10 protein-coding genes are annotated in these 13,217 nt (G+C 69.1%); 6 read left to right on the forward strand and 4 right to left on the reverse strand.

Translation table 11 applies throughout. The features are described 5' to 3' along the window. Window positions 1-15: 15 nt before the first annotated feature. Genes BJ998_RS32555 through BJ998_RS32565 form a run of 3 tightly spaced genes read left to right on the forward strand, consistent with a single transcriptional unit; the run spans window position 16 to window position 3,974 of the window. The gene (locus tag BJ998_RS32555; RefSeq protein ID WP_246488700.1) at window positions 16-1,635 is read left to right on the forward strand and encodes an acetyl-CoA acetyltransferase; all 1,620 of its coding nucleotides are present in this window, start codon (window positions 16-18) and stop codon (window positions 1,633-1,635) included. Next, complete coding sequence (locus BJ998_RS32560) at window positions 1,625-3,094, forward strand: carotenoid oxygenase family protein (RefSeq protein WP_184867145.1); 1,470 nt, start codon at window positions 1,625-1,627, stop codon at window positions 3,092-3,094. The genes BJ998_RS32555 and BJ998_RS32560 overlap by 11 nt, the downstream gene beginning before the upstream one ends. Window position 3,095: 1 nt before the next feature. After that, entirely contained in the window at window positions 3,096-3,974 is an 879-nt protein-coding gene (locus BJ998_RS32565; protein ID WP_312890435.1) for a winged helix-turn-helix transcriptional regulator, read from the forward strand. Here the strand turns inward: BJ998_RS32565 and BJ998_RS32570 are convergent. After that, complete coding sequence (locus BJ998_RS32570) at window positions 3,964-4,689, reverse strand: SDR family oxidoreductase (RefSeq protein ID WP_184867146.1); 726 nt, start codon at window positions 4,687-4,689, stop codon at window positions 3,964-3,966. The two genes, BJ998_RS32565 and BJ998_RS32570, sit on opposite strands and share 11 nt — an antisense overlap. A 240-nt stretch (window positions 4,690-4,929) precedes the next feature. On the opposite strand from BJ998_RS32570, the gene BJ998_RS32575 reads away from it, so the two are divergent. Then, window positions 4,930-6,909 carry a tetratricopeptide repeat protein gene (locus BJ998_RS32575; protein ID WP_184867147.1) on the forward strand — a complete coding sequence of 660 codons (1,980 nt, stop codon included), beginning with the start codon at window positions 4,930-4,932 and terminating at the stop codon, window positions 6,907-6,909. Here BJ998_RS32575 and BJ998_RS32580 read toward each other — a convergent pair. Next, the gene (locus BJ998_RS32580; protein WP_184867148.1) at window positions 6,846-7,145 is read right to left on the reverse strand and encodes a hypothetical protein; all 300 of its coding nucleotides are present in this window, start codon (window positions 7,143-7,145) and stop codon (window positions 6,846-6,848) included. The two genes, BJ998_RS32575 and BJ998_RS32580, sit on opposite strands and share 64 nt — an antisense overlap. Then, a complete protein-coding gene (locus BJ998_RS32585; RefSeq protein ID WP_184867149.1) occupies window positions 7,133-8,326 on the reverse strand; it encodes a hypothetical protein in 1,194 nt (397 codons plus the stop codon). Before BJ998_RS32585 ends, BJ998_RS32580 begins: the two co-directional genes overlap by 13 nt. A gap of 298 nt (window positions 8,327-8,624) precedes the next feature. Here BJ998_RS32585 and BJ998_RS32590 point away from each other — a divergent pair, with 298 nt between their 5' ends. Both BJ998_RS32590 and BJ998_RS32595 read left to right on the forward strand, forming a co-directional pair. Next, on the forward strand, window positions 8,625-11,495 hold the full coding sequence (locus tag BJ998_RS32590; RefSeq protein ID WP_184867150.1) for an AfsR/SARP family transcriptional regulator: 2,871 nt from the start codon (window positions 8,625-8,627) through the stop codon (window positions 11,493-11,495). A 531-nt stretch (window positions 11,496-12,026) separates the two neighbouring features. Next, window positions 12,027-12,290 (forward strand): hypothetical protein, encoded by a 264-nt coding sequence (locus BJ998_RS32595; protein WP_184867151.1) that lies wholly within the window; start codon window positions 12,027-12,029, stop codon window positions 12,288-12,290. 43 nt (window positions 12,291-12,333) lie between these two features. On the opposite strand, the gene BJ998_RS32600 is transcribed toward BJ998_RS32595, so the two are convergent. Then, window positions 12,334-13,203, reverse strand: coding sequence for an AraC family transcriptional regulator (locus tag BJ998_RS32600; protein ID WP_184867152.1), 870 nt, complete (start codon window positions 13,201-13,203; stop codon window positions 12,334-12,336). Between the last annotated feature and the right edge of the window lie 14 nt (window positions 13,204-13,217).

Raw genomic sequence — 13,217 nt, forward strand, 5'->3', positions numbered from 1 at the left:
GAGTGGACTGGGGGCATGTCGGACAAGCACCTGCTGGCCGGCGGGTTCGGCTTCCCGCTCGGCTGCGCCGTTGCCACCGTGGTCGTGCTCGGGTCCGCCGCGGCCGGCGGCTTCGCCCATCCCGTCGCCGTGCTGGTCGCGCTGGCCGGCGCCACCGCCGCCGTCTCGGCCACCACCACCCTGCCGGCCGCGCTCGGCACGGCCTTCGTCAGCTGGGGTCTGTACGCCGGCTTCGTCGTCGGCCAGCTCGGCCAGCTGGCCGTCGACCGTTCCACGGCTGTCGCCGCTCTTGTGCTGGCGTCGGCCGCCCTGGTCGCGGTCGGTGCGATGGCGCTGCGGCGGTTCCTCGGCCAGCCGCCGACGCGGATCGTCCGGATCGCGCCACCGATTCGGGGTAACCCGCGTCACTCTGTTAGTTGTAGCATCGCCGGCATGGTGTGGGTGCTCGGCGGCTACCAGACCGACTTCGCGCGGAACTGGCCCCGGGCCGGGTTGGAGGTCTCCGACCTGGTCGCGGAGGTCGTCCAGGAGACGCTGGTGGACGCCAGGGTCGATCCGGTGGCGGTCGGCGTGATCCACGTCGGCAACGCGTTCGGCCAGCTGTTCACCGGTCAGGGGCAGCTCGGCGGCATGCCGGCGACCGTCGACGACCGGCTGTGGGGCGTGCCGGCCAGCCGGCACGAGGCCGCCTGCGCGTCCGGCGGCGTCGCCATCCTGTCGGCGATGGCCGACCTGGAGTCCGGTCGCTACGACTGCGCGCTGGTGCTGGGCGTCGAGCTGGAGAAGACCGTGCCGGGCGACCTGAGCGCCCAGTACCTCGGCGCCGCCGCGTGGGTCGGGCACGAGGGGCAACAGGCCAAGTTCATGTGGCCGCACATGTTCAGCCTGCTCGCCGACGAGTACGACCGCCGCTACGGCCTCGACGACGCTCATCTGAACGCCATCGCCGAGCTCAACTTCCGCAACGCCCGGTCCAACCCGAACGCGCAGACCCGGGCCTGGGAGTTCGGGCCGGCCAGCTTCACCGGCGACGACATGGCCAATCCGCGCGTCGAAGGCCGCGTTCGTCGCCAGCAGTGCAGCCAGGTCACCGACGGTGGCGCCGGGGTCGTGCTGGTCTCCGACCGGCACCCGCGGGCCGGCTCCGCCGGCGCCGCGCGGATCGAGGGCTGGGGGCACCGGACCGTCGGCCTCCCGCTGCAGGCCAAGTTCGACCGCAGCCGGGACGAGCCGTATGTGCTGCCGCACGTCCGGCGGGCCGTTCTCGACGCCTTTGGCCGGGCCGGAATCGATTCCGTCGACGGTATCGAGACGCACGACTGCTTTGCCATGTCGGAATACATGGCGATCGATCATTTCGGCATCACCGAGCCGGGGGAGAGCTGGAAGGCCGTGGAGAACGGCGAGCTGGAGCGCGGCGGTCGGATTCCCGTCAACGCCGGCGGCGGTCTGATCGGCGGCGGGCACCCGGTCGGCGCGACCGGCGTGCGCATGCTGCTCGACGCCAGCCGCCAGGTGACCGGCCGGGCCGGTGCGTGCCAGATCGAGGGCGCCCGGCGGATCGGCACGCTCAACATCGGCGGCAGCACGACAACAACCGTGACCTTCGTGGTGGGGAGCCAGGATGGACGTTGAGATCGTCGGCCGGATGCTGTCGACGCTGCCGGCGGACGACGACCACCCGTACCGGACCGGGCCGTGGCGGCCGCAGCACACCGAGTGGCGGGCCGACGACCTGGAGGTGATCGGCGAGCTTCCGTCCGATCTGGACGGTGTCTACCTGCGCAACACCGAGAACCCGGTGCATCCGGCCATCGAGCGCTACCATCCGTTCGACGGCGACGCCATGATCCACATGGTCGGGTTCCGGGACGGGAAGGCGTTCTACCGCAACCGGTTCGTCCGCACCGACGGGCTGCTCGCCGAGAACGAGGCCGGCGGTCCGCTGTGGGCCGGCATCGCCGAGCGGGCCACGATGTCCAAACGGGACGGTTGGGGCGCTCGGGGCCGCATGAAGGACTCCTCCAGCACGGACGTAGTGGTGCACAACGGTGTCGCGCTGAGCAGCTTCTACCAGTGCGGAGACCTGTACCGGCTCGATCCGCTGTCGCTGGAGACCCTCGGCAAGTCCTCCTGGGTGCCGGAGTGCGGCGTCTCCGCGCACACCAAGGTGGACGAGCGCACCGGCGAACTGCTGTTCTTCAACTACAGCACCGAGGCTCCGTACCTGCACTACGGCGTCGTGGATTCCGCTGACCAACTCGTGCACTACGTGGACGTGCCGCTGCCCGGGCCGCGCCTGCCGCACGACATGGCCTTCACCGAGAACTATGCGATCCTCAACGACTGCCCCATGTTCTGGGACGCCGGTCTGATGGCCAAGGGTGCGCATGTGCCTCGGTTCCATCGGGACATGCCGTTGCGGCTCGGCGTGATCCCTCGCCGCGGCGGCAGCGACGAGGTGCTGTGGTTCGAGGCCGAGCCCACCTACGTGCTGCATTGGGTCAACGCGTACGAGGAGGGCGACGAGATCGTGCTCGACGGCTTCTTCCAGCACGATCCGATGCCCGACGACAACGGCCAGCCCGGTTCCGTCCAACGAATCTTCCGGTTCCTGGCTCTGGACCGCCTCCAGACCCGCCTGCACCGCTGGCGGCTCAACCTGGCCACCGGCCAGTGCAAGGAGGAACAGCTCACCGACTCCATCACCGAGTTCGGCATGGTCAATTCGGGCGTCGGTGGGCGGCCCTACCGCTACACCTACGCCGCCACCGGCAAACCCGGCTGGTTCCTGTTCGACGGACTCGTCAAGCACGATCTCCAGCGTGGCACCGAGGAGCGCTTCTCCTTCGGCGACGGCGTCTACGGCAGCGAGACCGCCGTGGCCCCACGGATCGGTTCGGGGTCGGAGGACGACGCCTACCTCGTCACCCTCACCACCGACATGGTCAACGACCGCTCCGAGTGCCTGGTCTTCGCCGCCCAGCGGGTGTCCGACGGCCCCATCGCGCGGATTCGGCTCCCGGAAAGGATTTCCAGCGGCACCCACGCCACGTGGGCGCCGGGATCATCGCTGCCGGGCTGGCGTGCTTGAGGTGACGGAGCTGCCCGCCGGGCAGCGCAACGCCATCGGGGTGACGCTGGGGCTGCTCGGCGACGAGTGGTCCCTGCTCATCCTGCGTGAGGCGCTGCTCGGCGCCAGCCGCTTCGTCGACTGGCGCGCCCGCCTCCCCATCTCCAACGCCGTTCTGACCGCCCGGCTGTCACGCCTGACCGACGCCGGCCTTTTCGTGCGTGGCAACGGATACCGACTCACCGAGCGGGGCGCCGACGTCTGGTCCATCCTGCTCAGCATCTGGGCGTGGGAGGACCGCTGGGTCCCCGGCCACGTCGAACGCCTCCCCGGCCGCGTGCACCGGTTGTGCGACAAGCCCTTCGACCCCGTGCTGGTCTGCTCCGCCTGCGACGCCGCGGTAGTGGCCAGCGACCGCTCCCTGGCGGGCGGCTTCGGGCCCAGCGGCTCGTGGGAACGCTCGGTGCCCGAGGCCACCACCCGCCGCCGGTCGGGCGGCGGAGAGGTTGGTTCGCTCAACGCCGGCCTCTTCCCCGAGACCACCGCCCTCATCGGCAACCGCTGGTCCGCCGCCCTCGTCGGCGCGGCCTTCCAGGGCGTGCACCGGTTCAGCGACTTCCAGCGGTGCCTGAACTCCTCGCCCACCATGGTCGCCGACCGGATCCGCACCCTGTGCTCGCTGGGCGTGCTCTCCGACGACTATCGGCTCACCGCCAAGGGACTGGCCTTCTTCCCGGTGGTGATGTGCCTGGTCGGCTGGGCCCAGCGCTGGTACCGGGCCGCCGAAGGGCCCGCGCTGGTCTACCGGCACGTCCCCTGTGGCGCCGACTTCGTCGCCGCGCTGGACTGCTCCACGTGCGGGGACCGGTTGGCACGCAAGGACGTCGTGCCTACCAGCTGACCGGGCCGTTCTCGTCGAAGAAGCCGCCGGTCGGGCCGTCGGCGGCCAGCACGGCCAGCTCGACGGCGATCTTCGCGCCCTGCGCCGGCGTGCGGGTGCCGAGGTTGCCGTTCAGGTCCGTCGCGCAGAATCCCGGCGCGCAGGCGTTGACCTTGATCGGCGTGTCGGCCAGCTCCCTCGCGTAGTGCACGGTGATCGCGTTCAGCGCCGCCTTCGAGCTGGCGTAGGCCATGAACAGCCCCAGCTCCGTGTTCGGCGCCGCCTGCTGGGAGATCGACCCCAGCCGGCTCGACACGTTCACGATCCGCGCCGCCTCGGACTTCCGCAGCAGCGGCAGCATCGCGTTGGTCACCGCCACCACGCCGAAGACGTTCGTCTCGTACACCCGGCGCATGTCGTCCACCACGGTCAGGCTCGGTGCCACCCCCAGCTCGTTGGCGATGCCCGCGTTGTTCACCAACACGTCCAGCCGCCCGAACTCCGCCTCGACCCGGTCCGCCGCCGCGAAGACGGACGGCTCCTCCGTCACGTCCAGCTGCAGGAACCGCACGTCCAGGCCGTCGTCCGCCAACTCCGCCACCGTCTGCGCCCCGCGCCGCCGATCCCGCGCCGACGCCAGCACCGTGAACCCCACCTGCCCCAGCCCGCGCGCGATCTCCCGTCCGATTCCCTTGTTGGCGCCGGTCACCAGCGCCACCCGTCCGTTCCTCGTCATGTCCGGAATCCCATCACCTGGAGCGCGCTCCAGCGCAAGTCCGATAGGCTCGGCCGATCGCAGTAACCCCGAGGTGATGGCGGTCGCAGATCCCACCCCCGAATGCCTGCCATGAGCTGTACTGGAGGATCCGGCTCGGGGACGGAGAATGCTATGCGGGACGCCGACCACGGCAACGCCATTACCGGTTCGGTCCGTGGAAGTGTCATACAGGCTCGTGATGTACGGCAAATAGTGCAGGTGTTCGACGCCGCTGACGAGACCGTCGTGCCGGCGCAACTGCCGCCGGCGCCACGGAGCTTCACCAGCAGGCAACGGGAACTCGACCGGCTGGCGCGGTGGCGAACCGAATCGCCGCCCGTCGTTGTGCTGCACGGTGTCGGCGGTGTCGGCAAGACCGCGCTCGCCCTGCGGTGGTTGCACGACGTGGCTGGCGAATTTCCCGACGGGAGCCTCTTCGTCGATCTGCGCGCGTTTTCCGCTGAGGGGCCCGTGGCCGCCGGGGACGCCCTCGAATGGTTCCTGATCGCGCTCGGCGTCCGGCCCGACCGCATACCCGTCGAACTCGCCGCCAGAACCGGCCTCTACCGTTCGCTCGTCGCCGGCCGATCCTTTGCCGTGCTCATCGACAATGCCCTGTCCGCCGCACAGGTGCGGCCCCTGTTGCCCGGCGGCGCCAGCATCGCCGTCGTCACCAGCCGACTGCGGCTCGCCGGCCTCGCCATGGACGGTGCCCGGTTCGTCGAGGTCGATCCGATGGACCTCCCGGCCTCCGTCGAACTGCTTGCCAAGGTCGTCGACGACGACCGGCCGTCGGCCGAACCCGTTGCCGCCCAAGAGTTGGCGCGACTGTGCGGCGGCCTGCCCATCGCCCTGTCCGTCGTCGGCGCTCGCCTCTCATCCCGTCCGCGCCGTCCGCTCGCCCGGGAAGCTGCCACCCTCCGGGAGCAGCGGCTCGCCGCCTTGATCTTGGACGGGGAGCCTTCCGTGCAGATCCTTTTCGACCTGTCCTACCGCGAACTCCCATCCGCCGCCGCGCGCCTCTACCGCCTCTGCGCCGTGCACCCCGCCGGCGACTTCGACGTCTCCGCTGCCGCCGCCTGCATCGGTCTGCCGTTGGCCGAGACCGAGGGTCTGCTCGACGTCCTCATCGACGCCAACCTTCTGCGCGAGGTCGACGACCGCACGTTCGCCTATCACGACCTCCTGCGCGTGCATGCCCTCGACCAGATCACCGACGACGAACACGCCGCAGCCCTGCGCCGCCTCGTCGAGTGGTATCTGGACGTCCTGGTGTCGGCCGACCTCGCGTTGCACCCGTTCCGCCGCCGTACCGGCCCGCGGTACGAGCGACCGCTTTCCCTGTTCCGCAATGACATCGAGTCGTTGGCGTGGCTCACCGCCCACCGTGCGACACTGCGTGCCGTGTTCGCGGACGCCGTCGAGCGGGGATGGGACGACCTCGTCTGGCAGTTCAGCGAGGCGTTCTGGGGATTCTTCCTGCACAGCAGGCACTACCAGGCGGCGATCGACATGTTCCGCGAGGGTGTGCGCGCCGCGCACCGCCTGGCGGATCCGCTGGCGGAGGCCCGGCTGCGGTCGCAACTCGGCTACGCGCATGCCAAGGTCGGCGACTACCGCGAGGCGATCGAGCAGAACACGCATGCCCTGCGGCTGGCCGAGACCGTGGCGGACGACCGCACCATCGCCACCGCGTACTCGCAGCTCGGCCGCGCCGCCCGTGGACTCGGCGAGCTCACCGAGGCGATCGGCTACTACGCCAGGGCAAGGGATATGCAGCAGGCGATCGGCGAGACCCGCGGCGTCGCGCTGTGCCGGCGGCGGATTGGCCAGATGCTGACCACGCTCGGCCGTCACGACGAGGCCGTGGCGGAAATGCGGGCCGCGGCCGACATCTTCGGGTCGATGTCCGACCGTACCCAGTACTCCCGCACGTTGATGTACCTCGGACTCACCGCGCTCGATTCGTCGGATCCACAGTCGGCCGCGGCGCCGCTGGGCCAGGCGCTCGACCTCATGCGGGAGTTGGGTTCCGCGTACTACCAGGCCGAGATCCTCACCGCCATGGGCGACCTCGCCGCGCGGACCGGCGATCTGCCGGCCGCGCGGCGGGCCTACACCGAGGCCGCGGAGCTCTACGAGCAGGTGGCCGATCCCAGGGCCGCCGAAGTGCGGGCCAAGCTGAGCAGTGTCGAATAGGCCGCCGCCGCAACGGATTCGACGTCGACCGGGCCAACGACGACCACCGGTGGCCGGTTGCGGGCGACCAGGACGCAGCCATACCTGATCGGCACCGCAACCAGCCGGCATCCCGGCAACTCGTCGAGCGTCCTCGCCGCGACGAGCGCCGGCGCCACCGCAGCCTCCCGATGGACGATCACGTCGGCGAACTGCCGCCACCGCTCGTCATCCGCCTGTGCCATCAGGAAGTCCATGGCACCGGCACCGGATTCATCGGCAACGCGCGCGTCGGCTCGGCCAGGCCGAGCAGCCAGTACATTGTGGACCTCAGAATCGCGGCCGCCTCGCCCGGCCGTCCGGTGATCACCCTCGCCAGTTCCGCGTCCGGTCCGCTGTGCTCCGCCATCGCCTTCGTCAGCTGCGGCCAGAGCTTCGCGCCGTGATCGAGCCGGGGCGTGTTGCGCATCAACACGTCCGCCGGGCTGTCCGGCCACAGCGGCGGCGGATCCGTCGCGATGATCGTCGGCGTCCCGCTCGCCGCCGCGTACATCGTGGAGGATCCGTGATCACCGATCACGAGGTCGCTCGCGACCATCGCCGCCTGCCAGCCGCGATCCGGTGGGATCACCGTCAAGCCCGCGCGGATGCAGTCGCCGAGCCATCCCCGCACCGCCGCGCGACCGTGCGCCGCCGTGATGTTCGGGTGCAGCACCGCCGCCACCTTGCAGCCTTGCTTCGACAGCCTTTGGTACAGCTCGAAGTGCTGCCCGAACGTGGACTCCGTGCCCCACGTCGAACTGATCGTCACCAGGCATTCGCCCTCACGCACCCCCAGCGCCTCGCGGTAGCCGTCGCGGAACCGCCGGCTCGCCACCATGCGGTCCAGGCAGATGTCACCCGCCACCACCGCCGTGTGCGCCGCCTCCGGGCACCGGGTGCGGAGGATGGCCAACTCCGCCTCGTGACTCAGCATGATCGCCGACGGGATCACGCGGCCCCGGTACGTCAGCACTTCCCGGTCCAGCCCCGTCGTCGCCCGCGTCGCACCGCCCGCCTTCCGGCTGTACCTCCGTGACATCGCGTTGCCCACGCCGTGCGGCAGCACCATCACCTTGCCTCGCACGTGTTCGATCTCTCGGTGGCTCGCCGTCAACACCAGGTCGTACCGCTCCCGCATCGCCTGTCCCCAGGGCAGCACCATCGCGCCCAGGCCGTGCACGTACTCGTCCAGGCCGTGCCACCGCTCCATCGCCCCCGGCACTGTGTAGATCAGCTGGATCCGGTGATCCGCCTCCAGCAGCGGCACCACCTCGCTCAGCCTCGTGCCCGCCGTCATCGTCGGAACCATCACCAGCACCGACCGACACCCGGCCATCGTCACCCGCTTGGCCGCGTCCACCCCGACCGGCCCCCGCACCCACGCCTGACCGTCCATAGCCTTTCTCCCCTCGTAGAACCCCGTGGGAACGAGGCTGCGCAACGGGGTTGTCAGATCGCCCACAGGAATCCGTCCGCGGCGAAAAGGCCAGCTCATGCCAATGATCCACGCACCATGTTCGGTTCGCCCATGTGAAACGGACGGCTGAGGGTGTGATCGGGAACCGGTGCGCTGTCAGATCGCTGTCACGTGCACGTGCATACGGGGCGGGCGTTCGAGAATGATGCAGAATTGAAACTGGATCGACGTTCCTATCACGGGCACACTCGGAACGAGTCGGCGCAGGGGGTGCGCAATGGACGTCGTGCTAGGGATTCTCGGTGAGACCGTGCTGCGTATCGACGGTCGCCTCGATGTCGATTGGGGTCGGCCCAAGGAGCGCGCGGTGCTCGCTGCGCTGGCCACCCAACCAGGTAAGGCGATGTCAATCGATACGTTGAGCGACTGGCTCTGGGATAGCGACGACAGCCTACGCAAGCCCTCGTCGGCGCTGCAGACGCACGTGTCCCGCATCCGGAATCCCTTAAATAAGGTGCTCGCCGCGCATGTCGAACTTGTCAGCGAATACCGGGGCTACAGGTTGGACGTGGACCATGCGGTGGTCGACTACTTCGTGTTCCGCGAGCTGATGGCGCGGGCCCGCGATGTCGGTGCCAAGGGCGACCATGTGCAGGCCTGTCGGATCGCCGAGGAGGCGCTGGCGCTGTGGCGTGGCACGCCGATGCCGGAACTGGACAGCGAGCGGGCACGCAACTGGCGTCGCATTGTGATCGAGAACGAATGGCTGCCGGCGAATATCGCGTTGGCGGGTTGGCTGGTCGACGTCGGCGAGCTGGACGAAGCGCTGCGCAGACTCGACGAGCTGGACCGCGATCACGGCGACACCCTCTTGGTCGCCCAGCAACGGTTGCGTGCCCTCTGTGCGCAGTCGAGGTTCGACGACGCCAAGCAGTTCTGTCAGAACTTTCGCAAGCGCATGCGGGACAACCTCGACGACGAGTCCGCGGCCGAGATTCAGAGATTCTACAACCATCTTGTTGCGACGCATGGAGCTGTTGTCCGTCATCGGGTGCGGCCAGACCAACTCCCCGACGCGGTCCCGGACTTCACCGGCCGGCGCGACCTGCTGGCACAGCTCGACACCGCCCTCGCGGCGTCGGCGAAGGTGATAGTGCTGGGTGGACCTGGCGGTATCGGCAAGACGACCCTCGCGGTTCACTGGGCCCGTCGACGCCGTTTCGCCGACGGCGCGCTCTATCTGGACCTCAATGGCTTCGGCTACGGCCCGCGGGTCACCGAAGCCGAAATTATATACACATTTCTGGCGGCGCTTGGATATCCTGTCGAGGGTGAGGTGAGCGCGCGGGCGCGGACCGAGAAGCTGCGTCAGCTGACCGCCAATCGCCGGATGCTGGTGGTGTTGGACAACGTCGCCGAGTCCGCCCAGGTCCAGCGCATCATGCCGCTGCTCGGTCCCGCCGTCGTCCTGGTGACCAGCAGGAAGAGGCTGCTCGGTCTCGTGGTCTCAGGCGGGGCGCGCATGGTCACGGTGCCGCCCCTTGCTCACGACGAAGGGGTCGCACTGCTGGTCGGCCGGATGGGGCGGCCGGCAGCGGACTCGGCGGCCGTCTCCCAGCTGGCGGACCTGTGTGTGGGATTCCCGCTCGCGTTGACCATCGTCGGCGACTGGGTTTCCGCGCGACCCGGCGCACCGCTGTCCGCCTTCGTGGATCGGCTTCGCGGTTCTCGACTGTTGAAGCTCGGGCGCCACGGCGACGCCGCCGCCACAAGCCTGGCGGCTGTGTTCGAGCTGTCCTATCTCGCTCTCAGCGAGGCTGGTCGGCGGCTCTTTCGATTGCTCGGCCTGCACCCCGGTCTGGACATCGGTGTCGCGGCGATCACCGCGCTCGCCGGTCGGGATGTCGAGGATGCGCTTGAGGAGTTGGTCGACGCGCATCTGCTCGATCAACGCGGTGATCTCGATCGGTACCAGCTCCATGACGTGCTTCGCAGCTATGCCTCGGAGCTGGTGTCCGATCCGGAGCACGCCGCCGACCGGGAGGCCGCCGAGCTGCGTCTGCAGTCGTTCTACTTCCACAGCGCCGACAATGCGTTTCGGGCGGTGATGTCCTACGACTGCAGGGTGCCGCCGTTGGAGATCGAAGACGGCGTCACCGCCGCCGAGTTCGCGGGCAGTGCCGAGGCGGCGCGATGGTTCGAGCTTGAACGAAACAACCTCTCCGGCGTGTTGGAGGTGGCCAGGGACGGTCGGCGCTATGCGTACTGGCGGACGCCGCAGGTCGTCGCACCTCCAATGGTGAGGTTTGGCTGGCTAGACGAAGCGAAGCGGGCCTGGGAGATCGCCCTTGAGCTGGCCGAGGGGTCTGGCGACGCCTTCGCGCGTGGTGCGTGCGTCAACAACCTGGCCTCTTTCCTGCTGCACATCGGCGAGTATGACGAGGCGCGGCCCCTGCTCGAGTCGGCGCTTCGTTACGCCTCGGAAAGCGGTAGCGATCTCGGTGTGTCGGCGGTCCTGCACAACTTGGCCCGTGTGGAGGTCAGCCGAGGTCGGTTCCCCCGCGCGCTGGAGCTCTTCGAGCGTGCGCTGCAGGCAGCACAGCGGGACGGCAGCGTCGCGCTTCAGGCTACGACCATGCACCGCATGGGCACCACCTACCGGGCCTGCGGTCAGCCGATCCAGGCCGCGAAATGGCTGTACCAGGCGCTTGCGGCCCGTGAGGCGGCCCACGACGCTCACGGCACCGGGGACACACTGGCGGAGCTCGGCGCCTTGCTGGCAGAACGCGGCGACAAGGTCAACGCCGTCGGGCACGGCGAGCAGGCGGTCGCGCTCCTGGAGGAGATCCACGATCTGGCCGGCGCCCGCAATGCCCGCATTCGATTGGCGCAGACGCACATCGATCTCGACGGTGATCGTGATGCCGCTCTGCGACACGCGCTGCGCGCCGTGGAACTGGCCAGGCTGACATGGCACGCCGAAGGGGAAGCGACCGCGCTCGATCTCGTCGGCCGGCTCCGGCACGCGACGGGTGACGTGGTCGCGGCGACCGATGCTTGGCGTGCGGCTGCCCGGATCTATCTGGATCGGGGAGATCCACGCGGTCACCAGATCATGCAGCGATTGGATGAACTCGGCGCGGCCTGAGTGCCGAAGTTGATCACAGCGGGTAACACGCGAAAGATCTTCATTACACGTATGGGTGACGGTACTGGTGGGCGTGCACGTACATCCGGGTCGCCCGATCGATGCTCAATCCTCCAATCGTGGTTGGCGTTGACGGTCATTTGCCGGACCCCGACTACGGACTGTCCATAGTGGTGTGTCATGCTCTCGCGCACTGCCTGATGTGTCGTCGGCGACATGCGAGAGGAAGCACCACCTTGGCTCGTAACAGAAGTGTCAAGTCTGTGACCGCGTTGGCGATCACGGTCCTGATCGTCTGCTGGGTGGTCGACTACAGCTGTGGCGGCGTGCGGCCCTTGGTGCCTCGCGTGTCCGTCGCCTGACTGGCGGACACGTCCCGCCACCCGTGCGGCTCGTGCACATGTGTGCGCGTCTGTGCCCGTGCCCCGATCGTGAACCCCTTGATCACCACGGCGTGTGACGGGTCTAGAGTCCCTGATTGTTGTTGCCGTAGCAACGTCCCCGGTTATGCGATACTGAGAAAGGCGCACGTTGAAGTACTTCCTCGCAGTCGCCGCGATCGTGTTTGGTTTGGCTCTTGCCAACCCGTGGTCCGTTCCGACTGACACCGTCGCGCACCACGTCGCCGTGGACCGTTCCGCCGTCGATCAGTCGACTGTGGACCGCCATTCTGTCGAGAGCGTGGGCACCGTGGTGGCCGAAGCGCCGCGGATGGTTGTCGTGTCCCCGCAGTGTTATTGCGTGGACTACGGCATTCTGGAAGTCCCGGCTGATGCGGTGACGAAACAGGTCTGATGTTTGGCCCGCCGCGGGACCGGGGACCCGCGGCGGGCTGTTTTCAGGGGGTGGGGGGCGTGGTTTTGCGCCAGGTTCGGGGGGAATCGCCGAAGGCACGGGTGAAGGCGCGGCTGAAGGCGGCTTCGGAGGCGTAGCCGACGCGGGCTGCGATGCGGCCGACGGACTCGGTGGTGGAGTCGAGCAGGTGGGCGGCGCGTTCGAGGCGCTGCCGCTGGACGTAGGCGCCGGGCGGCTGGCCGAGCAGGGTGGCGAAGCGGGTGGCGAAGGCGGAGCGGGACAGCGACGCCACGGCGGCGAGCTCGTCGACGGACCAGTCACGGGCGGGGTCGCGGTGGATGGCGGACAGGACGGGACCGATCGCCGGGTCCATGGCGGCGGTGAGCCAGCCGGGCTGGGCCTGCCGGCCCGAGGCGGCCCAGACGCGAAGGGCCCGGATGAACAGCAGGTCGAGCAGGCGGGCGACCATCACGCGGGAACCGGGCTTGGGGTCGGTGACCTCGGAGAGCATGAGCCGCAGGCTCATGGGCAGCCAGGGCACGTCACCGGAGTCGCCGCGAACGACGATGGCGGCGGGGAGCACGTTGAGCAGGGGATCGGCGACGAGGTGGTCGACGAGGAAGTGACCGGTGACCCAGCCGGCGTCGGTGGCCCGCACGACGTGGGTGTCGCCCCGGGCGAGCAGGGCCATGTCGCCGGGCCCGAGCTCGACCGGATCGTCGGAACGGAACTCGAGGCGAAGTGAGCCGTGCTCGACTATGTGCAGCATCCGCGATCCGGCGGGGTGGCGGTCACGGCGCGGGCGGTCGGTGGCGGAGCGGACGATCTCGCCGCCCTGCAGGTGCACGGCCTGGAGTAGGTCCGACAGCGCGTCGGCTGGAGGAACGGCAAAGTTGTCCGGCTTCTCAGGCATGTTTCTTGTCCAAT

This window comes from Kutzneria kofuensis (genome assembly GCF_014203355.1).
GTDB lineage: Bacteria > Actinomycetota > Actinomycetes > Mycobacteriales > Pseudonocardiaceae > Kutzneria > Kutzneria kofuensis.